This is a genomic window from Streptomyces sp. NPDC012835, assembly GCF_042900885.1.
GTDB lineage: Bacteria > Actinomycetota > Actinomycetes > Streptomycetales > Streptomycetaceae > Streptomyces.
The window spans coordinates 1,458,870-1,476,362 of record NZ_JBIBBW010000001.1 but is presented as its reverse complement, the minus strand read 5'-3'; the positions used below and the strand labels follow the sequence as shown (position 1 = coordinate 1,476,362).

Annotated in this window: 17 protein-coding genes; 10 read left to right on the top strand and 7 right to left on the bottom strand. The window is 72.1% G+C overall.

The genetic code is table 11. The features are described 5' to 3' along the window. Positions 1-40: 40 nt before the first annotated feature. Positions 41-2,161, bottom strand: coding sequence for a glycogen debranching protein GlgX (glgX, locus tag ACFY6S_RS06100; protein ID WP_388823349.1), 2,121 nt, complete (start codon positions 2,159-2,161; stop codon positions 41-43). A 399-nt stretch (positions 2,162-2,560) separates the two neighbouring features. Between glgX and ACFY6S_RS06095 the strand changes: the two genes are divergently transcribed. The 3 genes from ACFY6S_RS06095 (at position 2,561) to ACFY6S_RS06085 (ending at position 5,716) form a co-directional block, all read left to right on the top strand. Further along, positions 2,561-3,793, top strand: a complete 1,233-nt coding sequence (locus ACFY6S_RS06095; RefSeq protein WP_388823347.1) for an SAV2148 family HEPN domain-containing protein — start codon at positions 2,561-2,563, stop codon at positions 3,791-3,793. 109 nt (positions 3,794-3,902) lie between these two features. Further along, positions 3,903-4,616, top strand: coding sequence for a 3'-5' exonuclease (locus ACFY6S_RS06090; protein WP_388823876.1), 714 nt, complete (start codon positions 3,903-3,905; stop codon positions 4,614-4,616). Between the two features lie 266 nt (positions 4,617-4,882). After that, positions 4,883-5,716, top strand: coding sequence for a class I SAM-dependent methyltransferase (locus tag ACFY6S_RS06085; RefSeq protein WP_388823345.1), 834 nt, complete (start codon positions 4,883-4,885; stop codon positions 5,714-5,716). A 105-nt stretch (positions 5,717-5,821) separates the two neighbouring features. Here ACFY6S_RS06085 and ACFY6S_RS06080 read toward each other — a convergent pair whose 3' ends face one another. Next, the gene (locus ACFY6S_RS06080; RefSeq protein WP_388823343.1) at positions 5,822-6,355 is read right to left on the bottom strand and encodes an EF-hand domain-containing protein; all 534 of its coding nucleotides are present in this window, start codon (positions 6,353-6,355) and stop codon (positions 5,822-5,824) included. Between the two features lie 276 nt (positions 6,356-6,631). Then, on the bottom strand, positions 6,632-7,498 hold the full coding sequence (locus ACFY6S_RS06075; protein ID WP_388823874.1) for a phosphotransferase enzyme family protein: 867 nt from the start codon (positions 7,496-7,498) through the stop codon (positions 6,632-6,634). A gap of 175 nt (positions 7,499-7,673) precedes the next feature. On the opposite strand from ACFY6S_RS06075, the gene mgt reads away from it, so the two are divergent. From mgt to ACFY6S_RS06060, 3 genes are all read left to right on the top strand, one after another. Next, on the top strand, positions 7,674-8,879 hold the full coding sequence (gene mgt / locus ACFY6S_RS06070) for a macrolide-inactivating glycosyltransferase (RefSeq protein WP_388823341.1): 1,206 nt from the start codon (positions 7,674-7,676) through the stop codon (positions 8,877-8,879). 37 nt (positions 8,880-8,916) lie between these two features. Next, positions 8,917-9,471 carry a DUF1697 domain-containing protein gene (locus tag ACFY6S_RS06065; RefSeq protein WP_388823339.1) on the top strand — a complete coding sequence of 185 codons (555 nt, stop codon included), beginning with the start codon at positions 8,917-8,919 and terminating at the stop codon, positions 9,469-9,471. A gap of 314 nt (positions 9,472-9,785) precedes the next feature. Continuing rightward, a complete protein-coding gene (locus ACFY6S_RS06060) occupies positions 9,786-10,214 on the top strand; it encodes a hypothetical protein (protein ID WP_388823337.1) in 429 nt (142 codons plus the stop codon). A 32-nt stretch (positions 10,215-10,246) separates the two neighbouring features. On the opposite strand, the gene ACFY6S_RS06055 is transcribed toward ACFY6S_RS06060, so the two are convergent. Then, positions 10,247-11,077: an ABC transporter ATP-binding protein gene (locus ACFY6S_RS06055; protein WP_388823335.1), complete on the bottom strand. Its 831-nt coding sequence runs from the start codon at positions 11,075-11,077 to the stop codon at positions 10,247-10,249. A 218-nt stretch (positions 11,078-11,295) separates the two neighbouring features. On the opposite strand from ACFY6S_RS06055, the gene ACFY6S_RS06050 reads away from it, so the two are divergent. The 4 genes from ACFY6S_RS06050 to ACFY6S_RS06035 all read left to right on the top strand — a co-directional run bounded on the left by ACFY6S_RS06050 (position 11,296) and on the right by ACFY6S_RS06035 (position 14,833). Beyond that, positions 11,296-12,288 carry a hypothetical protein gene (locus ACFY6S_RS06050; protein ID WP_388823333.1) on the top strand — a complete coding sequence of 331 codons (993 nt, stop codon included), beginning with the start codon at positions 11,296-11,298 and terminating at the stop codon, positions 12,286-12,288. Between the two features lie 31 nt (positions 12,289-12,319). After that, positions 12,320-13,048, top strand: coding sequence for a sortase domain-bontaining protein (locus ACFY6S_RS06045; RefSeq protein ID WP_388823331.1), 729 nt, complete (start codon positions 12,320-12,322; stop codon positions 13,046-13,048). A gap of 189 nt (positions 13,049-13,237) precedes the next feature. Continuing rightward, entirely contained in the window at positions 13,238-14,284 is a 1,047-nt protein-coding gene (locus ACFY6S_RS06040) for a ketopantoate reductase family protein (protein ID WP_388823329.1), read from the top strand. Positions 14,285-14,425: 141 nt separating this feature from the next. Next, positions 14,426-14,833 (top strand): hypothetical protein, encoded by a 408-nt coding sequence (locus ACFY6S_RS06035; RefSeq protein ID WP_388823327.1) that lies wholly within the window; start codon positions 14,426-14,428, stop codon positions 14,831-14,833. Between the two features lie 57 nt (positions 14,834-14,890). Here ACFY6S_RS06035 and ACFY6S_RS06030 read toward each other — a convergent pair whose 3' ends face one another. The 3 genes from ACFY6S_RS06030 to ACFY6S_RS06020 are packed head-to-tail and all read right to left on the bottom strand — an operon-like array spanning position 14,891 to position 17,464. Beyond that, positions 14,891-15,745 carry a sirohydrochlorin chelatase gene (locus ACFY6S_RS06030; protein ID WP_388823325.1) on the bottom strand — a complete coding sequence of 285 codons (855 nt, stop codon included), beginning with the start codon at positions 15,743-15,745 and terminating at the stop codon, positions 14,891-14,893. 5 nt (positions 15,746-15,750) lie between these two features. Beyond that, positions 15,751-16,686 carry an ABC transporter permease gene (locus ACFY6S_RS06025; RefSeq protein WP_388823323.1) on the bottom strand — a complete coding sequence of 312 codons (936 nt, stop codon included), beginning with the start codon at positions 16,684-16,686 and terminating at the stop codon, positions 15,751-15,753. Beyond that, positions 16,673-17,464, bottom strand: a complete 792-nt coding sequence (locus ACFY6S_RS06020; RefSeq protein ID WP_388823321.1) for an ABC transporter ATP-binding protein — start codon at positions 17,462-17,464, stop codon at positions 16,673-16,675. Before ACFY6S_RS06020 ends, ACFY6S_RS06025 begins: the two co-directional genes overlap by 14 nt. Positions 17,465-17,493: the final 29 nt, after the last annotated feature.

Sequence of the window (17,493 nt, the reverse complement as noted above, 5' to 3'; positions counted from 1 at the left end):
CCCAGCGACCCCGACAAGCCCGAAGTCACTGGTATCGGGGCTACGCCAGCCGCATCAGCACCGTCATGCTGCGGCCGATCATCGTGATCCGCTCACCCCCGTCGGTCTTCCCGCCCTGTCCCGGCACCACGCCCTCCGGCCGGGCCGTGTCCACCACGAGCTGCCAGCGCTCCCCGAGGTTGACCGGCACCACGAACTCCAGCTCCTCCGCCCCGGCGTTGAACATCAGCAGGAACGAGTCGTCCGAGATCCGCTCACCGCGCGGACCCGGCTCCGAGATCGCCTGTCCGTTCAGGAAGACCGTCATGGCCTTGGCGTGCGCCGCCTGCCAGTCCTGCTGGGTCATCTCCTCACCCTCCGGGGTGAACCAGGAGATGTCCGACAGGTCGTCGTGCGTCCCCTCCACCGGCCGCCCGTGGAAGAAGCGCCTGCGCCGGAAGACCGGATGGTCGCGCCGCAGCCACACCATCGCCCGGGTGAAGACGAGCATCCCGTCGTCGGTCTCGGTGCCCTTCTCCGGCCAGCGGACCCAGGAGACCTCGTTGTCCTGGCAGTAGGCGTTGTTGTTGCCGCCCTGGGTGCGGGAGAACTCGTCCCCGTGGCTGAGCATCGGCACGCCCTGCGAGAGCATCAGCGTCGCGATGAAGTTGCGCATCTGGCGCTCGCGCAGCCCGGTGATGCCGGGATCGTCGGTCTCGCCCTCGGCCCCGCAGTTCCAGGACCGGTTGTGGCTCTCGCCGTCCCGGTTGTTCTCGCCGTTGGCCTCGTTGTGCTTGTCGTTGTACGAGACGAGATCGTGCAGGGTGAAGCCGTCGTGGCAGGTGGTGAAGTTGATGGAGGCCAGCGGGCGGCGTCCGTCGTCCTGGTACAGATCGGATGAACCGGTCAACCGGGACGCGAACTCCGCGAGCGTCCTCGGCTCGCCGCGCCACAGGTCGCGCACGGTGTCGCGGTACTTGCCGTTCCACTCGGTCCACAGCGGCGGGAAGTTGCCCACCTGATAGCCGCCCTCGCCCACGTCCCAGGGCTCCGCGATCAGCTTCACCTGGCTGACCACCGGGTCCTGCTGGACGAGGTCGAAGAAGGACGACAGCCGGTCCACCTCGTGGAACTGACGGGCCAGCGTCGCAGCCAGGTCGAAGCGGAAACCGTCGACGTGCATCTCGGTCACCCAGTACCGCAGCGAGTCCATGATCAGCTGGAGGACGTGCGGGCTGCGCATCAGCAGCGAGTTCCCGGTGCCCGTGGTGTCCGTGTAGTAGCGCTGGTTCTCGCCCAGGCGGTAGTACTGCGCGTTGTCCAGGCCCCGGAAGGAGAGCGTCGGGCCGAGGTGGTTGCCCTCGGCGGTGTGGTTGTAGACGACATCGAGGATGACCTCGATCCCGGCGCGGTGCAGCGCCCGTACGGCCTGCTTGAACTCCAGGACCTGTTCGCCCCGGTCGCCCCAGGAGGCGTAGGCGTTGTGCGGGGCGAAGAAGCCGATGGTGTTGTAGCCCCAGTAATTCGCGAGACCCGCGTCCACCAGCCGGTGGTCGTTGACGAACTGGTGCACCGGCATCAGCTCCAGCGCCGTCACCCCCAGCTCCGTCAGGTGTTCGATCACCGCGGGGTGGGCCAGTCCCGCGTAGGTGCCGCGCAGCTCCTCGGGCAGCTCCGGGTGGAGCATGGTCAGGCCCTTCACATGGGCCTCGTAGAGCACCGTGCGGTGGTAGTCCGTACGGGGGAGCCGGTCGTCGCCCCAGTCGAAGTACGGGTTCACCACGACCGAGGTCATCATGTGGGGCGCCGAGTCCATGTCGTTGCGCGACTCCGGCTTGCCGAAGTGGTAGCCGTACACCGACTCGCCCCACTCGATGCTCCCGCTGATCGCACGTGCGTACGGATCGAGGAGCAGTTTGGCGGAGTTGCAGCGGTGCCCGTGCTCCGGCTCGTACGGCCCGTGGGCCCGGAAGCCGTAGCGCTGCCCCGGCATGATGCCCGGCAGATAGGCGTGGCGTACGAAGGCGTCCGTCTCGCGCAGCTCCACCGCCGTTTCTGAACCGTCGTCGTGCAGGAGGCACAACTCGATTCGGTGGGCGGCCTCTGAGTAGACCGCGAAGTTGGTGCCGGCGCCGTCGTAGGTGGCGCCGAGTGGATACGTCTGTCCCGGCCAGACCTGCATAGATATGACTCTTCCACTTCTGATCCGGGTGCTGCGGGCTTCTTGAGCCAGATCTTCCCCGAAATCGAGGCAACCACCTAGGACCCCGGGAACTTCTCGGCGCTTCTCGCCGGGCGTCAACCCTGGGGGTCAACCTCGTGTGCCGCGCTGTCGGACACAGCGGGGCCCGCTCCGGTTGACCGGCTCGGCCGCCCCTTGGGCGTCCCCTTGTCCCGTGAGCCCCGGCGCGGATCGGGTGCAATCGCTATGAATCGGCTCACTACGGTCCAACTCGACGTCCGGAACAAGCCTCACGAACAAGGGAGTTGGGAAAGGAGCCTGCGCATCGGGCTGCACCGTCTCCGCTCGGCGGAGTACCCTTCCTTGATCGTTGAATAGGGAGAGAAGGCAGGTGCGCGGGTGAGCTCGGGAGGGCTGGAGCTGCCGCCCGGTGACGCAGGTCACGCGGGGGAATCCGGCGACATTCCGCCCGGAGCGGTCTCGCTCGCACGGCCGATGGAGATCGGGGCGGAACTGGACTGGGGCGCGGACGCCTGGAGCGAAGTCCGTACGCGCGCCCAACGCGCCGGGCGGGCCTATATCTGGCTGAATCTGGTGGAGCAGCGGCTGCGCGCGGTCGTCGCCGCTGTGCTGCGGCCCATCTACGAGCCGGTGCACGGCGAGGAGTGGGTGGTCGCCGCCGCCGGGCCCGCCGGGCAGGAATGGGTGCAGCGCGCGGTCGCCGTACGGGAGGTGTCGCGGCGCAAGGGCTATCTCCTCGACCCGGCCGACGACAATGTGCTGAGCTTCCTCACCCTTCCGCAGCTGCGGGAGCTGATGGTCCAGCACTGGCCCTGTTTCGAGCCCTACTTCGACGACCGCCGCGACGTGGAGCTGGCGCTCGACGAGCTGGAGGTCGCGCGCAACGTCGTCTCCCGCAACCGGGCCCTCTCCGAGACGGTCCTCGCCCAGGCGGAGCGGGCCTCGGCCCGGCTCCTGGAGATCCTGGGCAGCGGCGGCGGCGGTCCGGCGTCGGCGCGGCTGCCGGTCGACGCGGTGGAGGACCTGGTCGGCGACCGCTACGCGGACGTCGTCTCCGTCCACTCCGACCGGGTCAGGCTGCAACGGCAGATCCCCGCCGAGGACCTCTTCGGCGGGGCCCGGCGAGTCGACGCCATCGGTATCGGTCTGAACCTCCTCGTCCAGAATTTCTCCGGGCGCCGGCTGATCCGCCTGGCCGAGTCCGGCTGCCGGATACGGCTGGTCTTCCTCAACCCGGCCAGCAGCGCGGTCAAGCGCCGCGAACGTGAACTGGGGCTGCGCAAGGGCGAGCTGAGCCGCTCGGTGGAGATGAACATCCTCCATATGCGCCGGGTGCGCTCCAAACTGCGTGACCCCGGCGCCTTCGAGATCCATGTCTTCGACGAGACGCCGCGCTTCACCGCGTACCTGGTGGACGGCGACGGTCCCGACGGACTGGCCGTCGTGCAGTCCTATCTGCGCCGGGCACGCGGCATGGAGGCGCCGGTGCTGGTCCTGCGGGGCGGCGGGCGTGAGGTGGTGCGTTCGGGGCAGGACACCGAACACGGACTCTTCCAGACGTACCGCGAGGAGTTCGAGTCGGTCTGGACGGACTCCCGGCCGGTCTCCTGACCGGTGTCCCGGCCGCCGTCGAGCGCCGCGCCGGCCCGGTTGTCAGTGCCGCGTGGCAGGGTGAACGTCCAACGGGGGAAGCTCCACCGCGGCATGAGGGAGGGCCATGATGACCTGGCACGGCGAACCACTGGTCGGTTTCGATCTGGAGACCACGGGGACCGATATCGAGTCCGACCGTATCGTCACCGCGGCGCTGGTGGCCGTGGAGCCGGACGGGCGGCTGAGGAGCGAGCGGACCTGGCTGCTCGATCCGGGCGTGATGATCCCCGCGCAGGCGGCCGGGATCCACGGCATCTCGACGGACCACGCACGGGCGCACGGGACGCCTGCCGCCCCCGCCGTCGAGGAGATCACCTCGGCCGTCGCCGATGTGCTGCGCTCGGGCGTCCCGCTCGTGGTGATGAACGCCCGCTACGACCTCTCGCTGCTGGACCGCGAGTGCCGGCGCCACGGGGTCGAGCCGCTGGCCGAGCGGCTGAGCGGCCGGCCCCTGCCCATCATCGACCCGCTGGTCCTGGACAAGCACGTGGACCGGTACCGCAAGGGCCGGCGCAATCTCCAGGCGCTCTGCGAGCACTACGGCGTGGCGTTCGACAACGCGCACGACGCGGTCGCGGACGCGGTGGCAGCGGCCCGCACGGCCCGCAGTCTGGGGGTCAGGCACGCCAGGATAGGCGGGGCGGCCCCGGCGGATCTCCACGACCTCCAGGTGCGTGCGGCGGCCGAGCAGTCGGCATCGCTCCAGAGCTATCTCCGGCGCACGTCGAACCCCGAGGCGACCGTCGAGGCCGCCTGGCCCGTCGTCCCGTACAGCCGCTGAGGACCGGCTCCGGTCCCGGCCGACGCCGCTGACGGCCTGAGCCGGTGCCGGCCGGAGCCCGCTGCCGCGTCACTCCATGGGTGACGACACTTCGTCATGCTTTGGCCGATGATTTCAGGTTGTGGGTGGTTTCTTCCGCAAAGGTGCCCGCGGGACCTCCGTTCTCTGCCACCGTGGCGGGGCCGGTCCGTTCCGATCAGTGCGCTGTCGGACCGGCCGGGGCCCGAGCACGGCCGCCGCTGGTCCACGCGACAGGAGACCGCCTCATGACGACAGAGCTTCCGTACGCCGTACCCCGCCCGCCCGATGCCGAGCCTCCCGCGCGGGACCGCTACAGCGAAGGGATTTTCAGCCACGCGTTCGACGATGAACGGCACCGGCTGGAGCTGCTGGAGTCGCTCCTGGACGAGCACACCCGGCAGCGGCTGACCGCGCTGGGCGCCGGGCCGGGGACCGACGTGCTCGAAGTGGGCGGCGGTGGCGGGTCGGTGGCGCGCTGGCTCGCCGACCAGGGAGCGCGGGTGACGGTCACCGATCTGGACACCCGCTATCTGGACGAACTGGCCGAGATCGGTGTGCGGGTACTCCGGCACGACCTGCGCACCGACGATTTCCCACCGGCGTCGTTCGATCTGGTGCACACCCGGTATGTGGTGGTGCACCAGACGGACACGGACCGGGCGGTGGAGCGACTGGTCCGGTGGCTGAGACCCGGCGGGGTGCTGGTGGTGGAGGAGCCGGCGTCCTTCACCGTGATGGAATCGCCGCACCCGGGCTACCGGAAGGTGATGCGCGGCTTCCGCGCCCACCTGGAGCGGTCGATCGGCTCGGACACCGGATGGGCCCGCACCCTGCCGGAGCCGCTGCTGCGTGCCGGACTGACCGATGTCGGACTGGACGCGCGGATTCAGGTGGTCCACGCGGGCGGCACGGAGGCCCGGTGGTGGCGCATGAACCTGGAGCGGTCGCGGGAGGCGATGGTGGCACACGGGGACGTGTGCCACGACGACTTCGAGGCCGCGTACCAGGAGATGGAGACCCCGGGCTTCCATGACCTGGCCCTGACCGTGATGACGGCCTGGGGGCGGCGGGCGGGCTGAGGGCCCGCGCCCCGCCGGGAGCGTCAGCTCGCCCGCCGGTCCCGCGGACCGCTCGTGGAGCGGTCCGCGGGCCCCGGGGCCGGGACCTGGGGCCGGGGGCCGCGGTCAGGGCGCCGCGGGGACCGCCAGCAGGTCGGCCGGGATACCGCCCTTGCCAGGGGCGTAGTAGTTCCGGATCTCCGGCTCCCAGACATCCACCCTGATCCGGTCGGCGCTGTCGGGCTCGAAAGCGTCGAAGAGGGCGTGGATATTGGGCAGTTCGAAGCCGACCCCTCTCATCATGCCGATGAAGACCGGCCGGGTGACGGTGCCGCTGCCGTCCAGATCGCCGAGGCGCGCGAAGCCGGCCGCGAACTCGGCCAGCGCCTCGTCGAAGCGCTCCGGGGACAGGACGCACGCCTGGTATTCCTCGTAGCTGATCCGGCCGTCGCGGTCGGCGTCGAGTTCGCCGAGCAGCGTGGTCCAGAAGCGCGTGAAACCGGCCCGCATCGCCTGTTTGCGTGCCTCGTCGGCCCCGGGCGCGGCCGCGGCGACCCGATTGCTCATCAGGTCGAAGTCCTCGGATTCCAGGAAGCCGTTGCCATCGGCGTCGAACAGGGTGAACACGAGCTTGACCCGGTTGACCGCTTCTGTCCGCATGGTCTCTCACCTCTTGTCAGGCAGGGAGGGGCGTGGTGCCGTCGACTATGCGGGCTGCGGAATCCGGGAGCGTGGGGAGGGGCGAGCCTTCATCAGAAAGAATGAAAAAAGCGGTACTTCGGCATGAAACGCCCCGCCGTGCAGCCCTGCCCCCGCCCCGCGTCTGCCCCCGCCCCGCGTCTGCCCCCGCCCCGCGTCTGCCCCCGCCCCGCGTCTGCCCCCGCTCTCGTCGCCCTGGCCGGCGGCTGCCGGGGCGGTCGGGTGTTGTGCGCGAGGTCAGAACGGGTACCAGCGGACCTCGGGGTCGTCCTGGCGCAGCGAGGTGACCCGTCGGCGGAATTCGTCCAGCGCCTTCGGATTGGCCGGGGCGTGCTGGGCGACCCACGCGCAGCTCGCCGTCTCCCGCGCACCGCGCAGCACCGGGCAGCCGGACCATTCGCGCACGTCCCAGCCGTAGACCTCGGTGAAGGACGCGTACGCCTCGGCGGGCAGGCCGTACCGGTCCCTGGAGAGCGCCATGACCACCAGGTCGTGTTCGCGGAAGTCGGCGGAGAAGGTCTCCAGGTCCACCAGGACCGGGCCGTCCGGGCCGACATGGACGTTGCGCGGCAGCGCGTCGCCGTGGATCGGGCCGGTCGGCAGCCGGGGTACGAGTGTGGCCGCGGCCTCGGCGAAGCCGTCCCTGCGCCCCCGCAGGTAGTCGGCGTCGGCCGGGTCGATCGCGTCGCCCGCGATGCGCAGCCAGCGCTCGACGCCGCCGAGCAGTTCCCGGCGGGGGAGCGTGAAGGAGACCGGCGCCGGCAGCGCGTGCACCAGCCGCAGCAGCGACGCCAGATCGGCGGGGACGGCCGGCCGTACGGCGGGCGGCAGCCGGTGCCAGAGGGTCACCGGATGCCCCTGTACCGAGCGCGCCTCGGGCTCGGCGGCGCGGACGGCCGGGATGCCCGACTCCGCGAGCCAGGAGGCGAGGGCGACCTCCCGCCGTGCCCGGTCGAGCAGTTCGGTGTGGGCGGTGGCGTCCCGGCCTACCTTGACGACCAGCCCCGCCGTGCCGAACACCGCGTTCTCGCCCAGGGCCAGCAGCTCCGCGTCGTGCGGCAGCCCGGCCGCTGCCAGGATCTCGCGCGCCCGCACCTCGTCCATCGATGGCTCACTCACGTCAGGTGGTTCCGATGGGCCAAAGTCTCGCATCCGGGCCGGACACGGCTCGCATCCGGTCGGGGCGTGGTCCGCGCGGGGGAGTGGCGGGGAGGTTCGGGCGGGGAGGCGGGCGGAAAACATATTGCACGAGACGTCTCGTCTCGTCTAAGTTCGGGGCATGACCGCAACGAAGCGTTCCCACATCGCCATGTTCTCCATCGCCGCGCACGGCCATGTGAACCCGAGCCTCGAAGTCATCAGGGAGCTGGTGGCCCGCGGCCATCGCGTCAGCTACGCCATCCCCGCCTCCCTCGCCGAGAAGGTCGCCGCGACCGGCGCCCGGCCGGTGATCTACTCCACCGTTCTGCCCTCGCCCGACGACGACCCCGAAGCCTGGGGGACGGAGCTGATCGACAACATCGAACCGTTCCTCGCCGACGCCATGCAGGCGCTGCCCCAGCTGACGACGGCGTTCGAGGGCGACGAACCCGATCTGGTCATCGGCGACACCACGTCCTACCCGGCGCCGGTCCTCGCGCACCGGTGGAAGGTGCCGTACTTCCAGGTCTCCACGCACATGGTCGCGTGGGAGGGCTACTACGAGGAGGTGGCCGTGCCGATGATCGCGGAGCTGGAGTCGTCCGAACGCGGCCGCGCCTACCGGGCGCGCTTCGCCCGCTGGCTCGCCGAGCACGACATGGGCCACACGGACCCCGAGATGCTGGCCGGCCGGCCGGGCCGGTCCATCGTGCTGATGCCGAAGGCGCTCCAGTACAAAGCCGACCGGGTGGACACCTCCACCTTCACCTTCGTCGGCGCCTGCCAGGGCGACCGCACGGACCAGGGGCAGTGGCAGCGGCCCGTCGGGGCGAAGAAGGTGCTGCTGGTCTCGCTCGGTTCGGCCTTCACCAAACAGCCGGACTTCTACCGGGCGTGCGTCGAGGGCTTCGGGGATCTGCCGGGCTGGCACGTCGTGCTCCAGATCGGCGCACACGTGGACGAGGCCACGCTCGGCGTCGTACCGTCCAATGTGGAGGTGCACCGCTGGGTGCCGCAGCTCTCCGTGCTCAAGCAGGCCGACGCGTTCATCACCCACGCGGGCGCGGGCGGCAGCCAGGAGGGGCTGGCGACGGCCACACCCATGGTCGCCGTACCTCAGGCCGTCGACCAGTTCGGCAACGCCGACATGCTGGTCTCGCTCGGCGTCGCCCGCCGGATCGATACGGACGCGGTCACGCCCGAGGCGCTGCGCGAAGCGGTGCTCGCTCTCGACGCCGACCCCGAAGTGGCGCGCAGGCTGGGGGAGATCGGCCGGGAGATGGCGGCGGAGGGAGGGACCCGCCGGGCGGCGGACCTGATCGAGGCGGCGCTACCGACGGAATGACGGCGGCGTTGTCACACCCCCCGCCTATCGTGGGCACATGACCACGAGGTACGCGGCGCTGCTGCGCGGGATCAATGTGAGCGGGCACAGACCGGTCCCGATGGGGGACCTCCGCGCGCTGCTGTCGGAGCTGGGGCACGGTGACGTCCGTACCCATCTCCAGAGCGGCAACGCCGTCTTCACCAGCGCGTCGGACGACGAGACCGCCCTCGCCGCCGCGCTGGAACGCGCCATCGAGGGCCGGTTCGGGTTCGGCGTCGACTGCCTCGTGCGGAGCGCCGCGTATCTGCGGGCGGTGGCGGAAGCCTGTCCGTTCCCGGCCGGCACCCTGGAGGGCAGACAGCTCCACTGCACTTTCTACTCCGGTGAGATCGGCCCGGAGAGGTTCGCGTCCGTCGACCCCGCGGCATATCTGCCCGAGGAGTTCCGCTTGGGCGACCGGGTGCTGTATCTGTACGCCCCGGACGGCCTCGGCCGCTCGAAACTGGCCCAGGCCCTGTCGCGACCGGCCCTTTCGAAGGGAGTCACAGCCACCAGTCGGAACTGGAACACCGTCGCCAAGCTGGTGGAGATGACCAGCGGCCGACCGTGACCGGGCCCGCTTCGAGACGTATCGGTCTCCCTGCCAGTGCCTTGGGGCGGCGCTCTGGGGGAGAGCGCGGGGAGCGTCGCGCGGGTGGCGGCGAGTGCCGCCGCGAGGACGGGTGTGAGGACGGCTCGTGGGCCTTCACGGACCGGCGTGGCCACTCACCCGCTCACCCGTCCGTGTCCGAACCGGCCGGTAACGTCCGCTGTGCGGCATACGCTGACAGCCTGTCGACACGGGGAGCCCGCATGCCGTCACCGCCTCCGGAGCAGCGTCAGCCGGATTACCCGCCGAAGACGCCGCCCCCGCCGAAGCGCCCTGTGCAGCCACCGCGGCCCGAGCCGGACACCAAGCCGAAGTCGTCACCGGTGACGATGGCGCGCAGGCGGATGACCGTGGTGAACCGGCGCTGCGTCAACTGGACGCTGGAGTCGGCGCCGTGGACGGTCGGGACGGCGCGGCGGCGGGTGCTGGAGCAGCTCCACACGTGGCGCCACACGGGCGTCGACCGGGCGGCCGGTGGCATCGTGACCGTTCTCGTGCGGGCCGCCATCGCGGACGGCGGGCGACGGGTCAGTGTCCATCTCGCCGACGAGGACCAGCGGTTGCTGATCCTCGTGCTCTCCCACCGGGCGGGCGATAAGGCCGAGGCGGATGTACTGCCAGAGGTCGCGGGGTTGGGCGCCACCTCGTGCGGCACGGATACCGCGGAGGACGGCCGCCGGCTCTGGGCTGTCCTGGACCTGTGACAGGGTCGGCCCGCCCGTCAGCCTGACACCCGTCAGGACCGGTCGGACCCCGGGCCCGGTACGGTCGCCGTCGCCGGGGCGACCCGTTCCGCACGGGCCGTCCAGCGGCCGTCGGTGCGGGAGATGCGTACCGGATGGTCGAAGCACTTGCTGACCTGGTCCGTGGTGAGTACGTCGTCCGCCGGGCCCGAGCCCACGCACTGGCCCGCCCTCAGCAGCATCGCGTGGGTGGTGGATGCGGGCAGCTCCTCCAGGTGGTGGGTGACCAGCATCGTCGCCAGCTCGGGGTGTTCCAGGCGCAGCGCGTCCAGACTGCTCAGCAGCTGCTCGCGGGCGGCGAGGTCGAGGCCGGTGGCCGGCTCGTCGAGGAGCAGCAGCCGGGGCCGGGGCATCAGGGCGCGGGCGATCAGCGTACGGCCGCGCTCGCCCTGCGAGAGCGTCGGCCAGCGCGCGTCCTCCTTGCCCGCCATACCCAGCATGGCCAGCAGCCGCTCGGCCCGCTCGCGCTCCCGCGCCGGAGGCGACCAACGCGGCAGCGGCTCGACGGAGTTCGTCAGCCCGGTCAGTACGACATCGAGGACCCGCAGCGGCGAACGCAGCGGATGGCGCGGATTGACATGGCCGAGCAGGGCCCGCAGCTCCCGCAGATCGACCCGTCCGAGGGCCTCGCCGAGGATCTCCACCGTGCCGCGGGTGGGGTGCGTGACCGCGCCCACCATCCCGAGCAGCGTGCTCTTGCCGGCGCCGTTGGCACCGAGCAGCGCCCAGTGCTCGCCGGCCCGCACGGTCAGGGAGATCGAATCGAGCAGGAGCTTTCCGTCGCGGACGACATCGACATCGTTCGCACGCACCACCGTGGTCATGGGCGGATGCTATCCCTTCGCACGGGTGCCCCTTCTGCTCTTCTCACGGATCGGTCTTCACCCGTCTCGCCCATCACTGTGGGACAACCTTCGTCGCCGCGCGTCACCATGGAGCCAGAACGCCGCCCCTCATTTCCCGACGTGCGGCCCCCTGCCCGAGCACCGTACGGCCAAGAGACGGCCGTGCCGGTCGCGGGCGTCCGAAAGGATTCCAGGAAATGAGCGAGATATCCGGCAGGCCCCGTCCGGTCCGCCTGGCCGCCTGCGTCCTCGGTCTTGCCCTCGCCGCCATCGGCACGGCCGGTACGGCCGGGGTCGCCGTGGCCGGTGATACGGGCGCCCTCGGGGGGAACCCCGACTTCGGCTTCGGCCCCGCGCCGACCGGCGACCGTACCGTCCAGCCGCTCAAGAACGCGTGCTCGTCGGGGCGGCCGCAGGACCTGTGCCGCAACATCGGCGTCACCGAGGGCTGGTACGAGGGCAGCACCGTCACCTTCCTGTACACCCAGAACTTCTACTGCGATCCGTCCGTCCCCTCCGGGGCGGCCAGCAAGTGCGAAGCCGGTACGAAGGCCAACCGCGTGCCGCCCGGGACCACTTCGGAGCGGTTCACCGACCCGCTCTACATCCCGGTCCCGCTGTTCTCGCCGGGCCCGGCCGCGCTCCAGTGCCCCGCGAACGAGCCGTGTGTCGACCATCCCACCAGCATCGACCTCTCGGCTCTCTCCGCCGCGCTCAAGACACCGGCCGCGAAGCTGAAGAACACCATGCTCCCGGGGCACGACCACATCATCGCCGACCGCAACAAGAACCGGCCCGAGTGGTGGCCCGTCAAGGTCGTCGCGGTGAGCGACCCCGACTCCTACGCCAAGATCCAGGCGGGCAAGGACCTCGCCACGGTGACCAAGCTGGCCGCCGACCCCAACTCGGGGGTCTCCCGGCCCATCGACACCAATGTCTTCCTCTGGTTCCAGACCCTGCCAGGGACCGATCGGGCCGGCGCCGCCTCCGACGACGGGGGCGCGTCCAAGGACGGTACGACGCCGCCGGCCGCCCGGGACGGCCTGCCGAAGGGCGGGGTCGCCGCCGGGACGGGCAGCACCCAGGGCCTCCAGCACCCCGTACTGATCGGCGCGGGCGGCGCGCTGCTCGCCGGAGCGGCCGGCGCCCTGGTGCTCAGGCGCCGGAAGGGCATGGGCGACGAGGGCTGACGGCGCGGGAGCCACGGACGCGGGAGTCACGATGGAACAGGGCCCGCGGGAGCCTTGCCCGCGGCAACAGGGCTCGCGCCGGGCCCGTGGGGACGGCCGCCGCACCGGCTGGACCGTGGCGGCCGCCCTGTGCGCGCTCACCGGTAGCGTGGCGATCGTCGCGGCCGTCGCCGGTCAGACGCCCCCGCCGCCCCGGGCCACGGTGGCGGGGACCGTGCCCTCCGGGCCCCCGGCGGGCCGTGAGGGGCAGGTCGGGCCGCCGGGCATGCCCCGTTCCGTACCGGTCGAGGTCGCCATCCCCGAGGTGCGTCTCGCCGCGCGCCTCCAGCCGGTCCGCACGACCGACCGGGGCGAGCTGCCGCTGCCCGCCGATCCCGCGCGGGCGAGCTGGCTCGCGTCGTCGGTCACGCCGGGGGAGCGCGGCACCGCCGTGCTCGCCGGACACGTCGACTCGGCCGGCGGCCCCGCCGCGTTCTACGGACTCGGCGCCGTCACCCCCGGCATGACGGTCACGGTCCGCCGCGCCGACGGCAGCACCGCCCGCTTCACCGTCGACGCCGTCGCCGTCTACCCCAGGGCCCGGTTCCCCGACAGCGTCTACGCCCCCACCGCCACCGCCGGCCTGCGCATGATCACCTGCACCGGCTGGGACCGCGCGGCGCGGACGTACCGGGACAACGTCGTCGTCTACGCCACTGCGGGGACACGGGAAGGGGCGCGGGAAAGGACACGCGAAGGGGCGCGTGAGGGGGCGGGGTGACGGATACGGCACGGCGCTGAGATCGAGGCGCGCCGCGCCGCGAGGACCCCAGGGCGCGTCCTCCACCGCCCCCCGCGCGCGGGCACAGGCCAAGAGGGGAAGGCTTGATCCGTTCCACCGGGCGCAGGAGACTGGAGCGGTCCACGCCACCACCCGTGCCGCCCTGCGGCCCGTCCGAGCGGAGTCCGCATGCGCTACGTCATCATCGGGGCCGGAGCGGTCGGCGGCAGTATCGGCGGACGGCTCGCGGAGGCCGGGCAGGACGTGGTGCTCGTCGCCCGTGGCGCGCACTACGAGGCGCTGCGCGAGCGCGGACTCAGACTCGTCACTCCCGAGGGCACCCGGGTCCACCGGCTGCCGGTGGTCGACCGGCCCGAGGCGCTCGAACTGCGCGCGGACGACGTGCTGCTGCTCTCGGTGAAGACCCAGGACAGCGTGGCGGCGCTGGACGCGTGGTCGGCGCGGCCGGTGACGGGCGCCGGCCCGGCGGGCTCCACGGCCGGGGAGCTGCTGCCGCTGGTCTGCGCGCAGAACGGGGTGGAGGGCGAACGCCTCGCCCTGCGGCGCTTCCGCCGGGTGTACGCGATGTGCGTCTGGCTGCCCGCGACCCATGTCGAGCCGGGCGAGGTCGTGGCGCAGTGCGCCCCGTACACGGGCATGCTCCACCTCGGCCGCTACCCCTCCGGCAGCGACGGGACGGTGCGGGCCCTCGCGGCCGGGCTGGAGAAGGGCCGGCTGCTCGCCCCGCTCGCCCCCGACGTGATGCGCTGGAAGTACGCGAAACTGCTGTCCAATCTCGTCAACGCGATCGAGGCCGTCACCGGCCTGCTCGGCGAGGAGGCCCACGACCTCGTCGACCGCGTGTACGCGGAGGGCGCCGCCGTGCTCGACGCCGCCGGGATCGCCTTCGCGAGCCGCGAGGAACAGGCCAGGACCCGGGGCGACCTGGTCAGCTTCGCGCCCACCGGCGCCACGCCGCGCGGTGGCGGCTCGTCCTGGCAGAGCCTCAGCCGGGGTACGGGCACGATCGAGGCGGACTACCTGAACGGCGAGATCGCCCTGCTCGGCCGCCTCCACGGCGTACCGACCCCGGTCAACGACACCCTCCAGCGCGTCGCCGACGCCTTCGCCCGGGAGCGCCGCCCCGCCGGCTCCCTGGGCATCGCCGAGCTGACCGCGCTGGTCGACGGGGAACAGGCCCTGTCCGGGCTCGACAGCGGACAGACCCTCTCCTGACGGACTCCGCCGGTTCCGGAACGCCCGGAGCCGGACCGGCACCCCCGATCCGCCCGCACCGCTCCTTGGGGTGAAGCTCACCCCACGGGCTGTCAGTGTTCCCGTCCCGGCGCGACACTGGCTGCTCGGAGGTGACAGGCAATGTCGATTCGTCGGGTGTCGTGTCCGGCACGGATCCTCTTCCTCGATGCGGAGATGGCCGTGCTCGACAAGCTGGAGGGCGGGTTCACCGCCGAGCGCGCGCTGTGGTGCGCGCTGGAGGAGGGCCACGAGGGGCTGCACCATGTGATCGCGCAGTGCGTGCGAGGTACGGAGACGACGCCGCCCTGGGTCATGTGGGCCCGGTGGCCGAGGGGCAACGAGTACGGCCCCGAGCGCGAACTGCTGCGTCTGGACCCCTGCCCCGCCAGATTTCTCGCGGGCGCGGTGTCGGAGGAGGCGTGCAGCCTGCCGCTGGACCATGTGGGCCGCCACGACTACGAGTTCGGGCCGCCGATCACCGAGGCGGACGTCATGCCGGACGTGTTGCTGCGGGGCCTGGACGAGTAGCGCGAACGCCGATCCGCCTTCCCTCCTCCGGCACCCTTCACCGGAGGGCCGCCGCGGCTACGCGGGCCGCGCCAGCGCCCCGCCCCGCTCCGCCCGGCTCCACCCGGCGCCGTGCCCGACCCGCCCCGTACCGGTCGGCTCCCCGTCCGCCGCCGCCTCCTCGTACCGCCGCAGCAGCAGCCGCACCAGCTCCGGCGCCGTGCCCAGCACCTCGGCCAGTACGTCAGCGCCGCCCGCGCGGGCGCCGTCCGCGATGCGGTCGGGCAGCCGGCCCGGAGCGACGACGTACGGGGCGACGGCGACCCGCCGTACCCCGTGGTCCGCCCGCAGCTCCCGCACCACGTCCTCGGTGCGGGGGAGAGAGGCGGAGGCGAACGCGGGCCGCACGGCGCACCAACCGGTGTGCCGCCACTCCCGCGCGATGTGAGCGATCACCGCGATCGCCTCCGGGTCCGAAGAGCCCGCCGAGGCCAGCACGACCCCGGTCGAGGCTCTGTCGCCGGGCGTCAGCCCGGCCTCGTACAGCCGCCGGTCCAGCGCCTCGGTCAGCAGCGGCGCTGGGCCCAGCACCCCGGCCTGCCGGATGCGCAGCCGGGGATGGCGCTCCGCCGCCTCGCGCAGCACCGCCGGGAGGTCGGACTTGGCGTGGAAGGCGCGGGTCAGCAGCAGCGGCAGGGCCACCACGTCCCGTACCCCCTCGGCCACCAGCCGGTCCAGCCTCTCCGGCACCGAAGGCGCGTCGAAGTCCAGGAAGGCGGTCTCCACCCGCGGCCCGGGACGCAGCGCGCGCAGCCGCCGGGCCAGGGCCCGTACGGTCGAGGCGTGCCTCGGGTCGCGGCTGCCGTGCGCGACGACGAGCAGCGCGGGCGGCGGGTGCGGTGCGGGCACCGGCCGGGGTACGTGCAGACGCATCGCGATCAGCCCCTCGCCAGCAGGCCGCGACCGCGCAGGACCCGTCGCTCCAGCGGGCTGAAGATCAGCAGGTCGATGGCGATCCCGACGACCAGGATGAGGAAGATCGCGAGGAACACCGTCGACATGCTGCTGTTCGTGCGGCCGTTCTCCAGCAACTGGCCGAGCCCCACGCCCAGATCGGGCGAGGACGCGATGATCTCGGCCGCCATCAGCGAGCGCCAGGAGAACGCCCAGCCCTGCTTGAGTCCGGCCAGATAGCCGGGCAGCGCGGCCGGCATGACGATGAGCCAGGTCCCGCGCAGCCCGGTGGCGCCGAGCGTGCGCCCGGCCCGCAGGAAGAGCGGCGGGACCTGGTCGACGCCGGAGACCAGCCCGTTGGCGATCGAGGGGACCGCGCCGAGCAGGATGACCGCGTACATCATCGCGTCGTTCAGCCCGAGCCAGATCACCGCCGGCGGCACCCACGCCACCGACGGCAGCGACTGGAGTCCGGACAGGATCGGGCCGATGGCCGCGCGGACGAACTTCACCCGGGCGACCAGCAGTCCGAGCGGGGTGCCGATGACCAGCGCCAGCAGGAAGCCCAGCAGCCCGCGCGAGACACTGGTCCAGATGTAGCCGAGCAGGGTGCCCTTGTTCCAGGCGTCGCTCACCTCGCCCCACACCGCGCCGGGCGACGGCAGCCGGTAGTCGTCGGTGACCTTCGCCCAGACGAGGATCTGCCACACCACCAGCACCAGCGCGACGGCGACGACCGGCGGCAGCACCTTCTGGGTGAGGGTCTGACGCAGCGGGACCCGCCGGGTCTGTACGGTGTCCAGCGCGTCGAGCCCGGCTTCGAGACCGGCCATGTCACCCTGCGCCGCGGGCTTCCCCGGCTCGCCGTCCCGCCGCGCCGGGCCCTTCGGCGCCGTCGTCCCGGTCTCAGTGCTGGCCATGGCGGCGGATCTCCCCACGCAGTTCTTCGGTGATCTCGACGGACAGCTCCGCGACCGCGGGGTCCTCGATGCGGCGCGGCTGCGGGATGTCCACCCGCCACTCGCGGGCGACCCGGCCGGGCCGTGACGACAGCAGCACGACGCGCTCGGCGAGCCGTACCGCCTCCCGTACGTTGTGCGTCACGAACAGCACCGACAGCCGCGTCTCGCGCCAGATCCGGGTCAGCTCGTCGTGCAGCACGTCCCGGGTGATGGCGTCGAGCGCGGCGAAGGGCTCGTCCATCAGCAGCAGACTGCTGTCCTGGGCGAGCGCGCGGGCCAGCGCGACCCGCTGCCGCATCCCGCCCGACAGCTCGTGCACCCGCTTGCCGTACGCGCCCTCCAGCCGTACGAGACCGAGCAGCCGCTCCGCCTCGCCGCGCCGCTCCTGCTTGGGCACCCCGCGCAGCCGCAGCGCCAGTTCGATGTTCTTGCCGGCGGTCAGCCACGGGAACAGCGCGTGTTCCTGGAACATCAGGGCGGGCCGGCCGCCCGGCGTGCCGATGGACCCGCTGGACGGCAGGTCGAGGCCCGCGACCAGATTGAGCAGGGTGGACTTGCCGCAGCCGGAGGCTCCCAGGAGGGTGACGAACTCGCCGGGCGCGACATCGAGGGTGATGTCGTCCAGGACGAGCTGCTGTCCGTCCGGTGTCGCGAACGACTTCGAGACGTTCGCGATACGGGCGGCGTGGTCCACCGCCGGGGTGCTCTCGGCGGCCTTGGCGAGTGTCGATGCCACGGTCGTCACCTCCTGGGAACGGACGGATA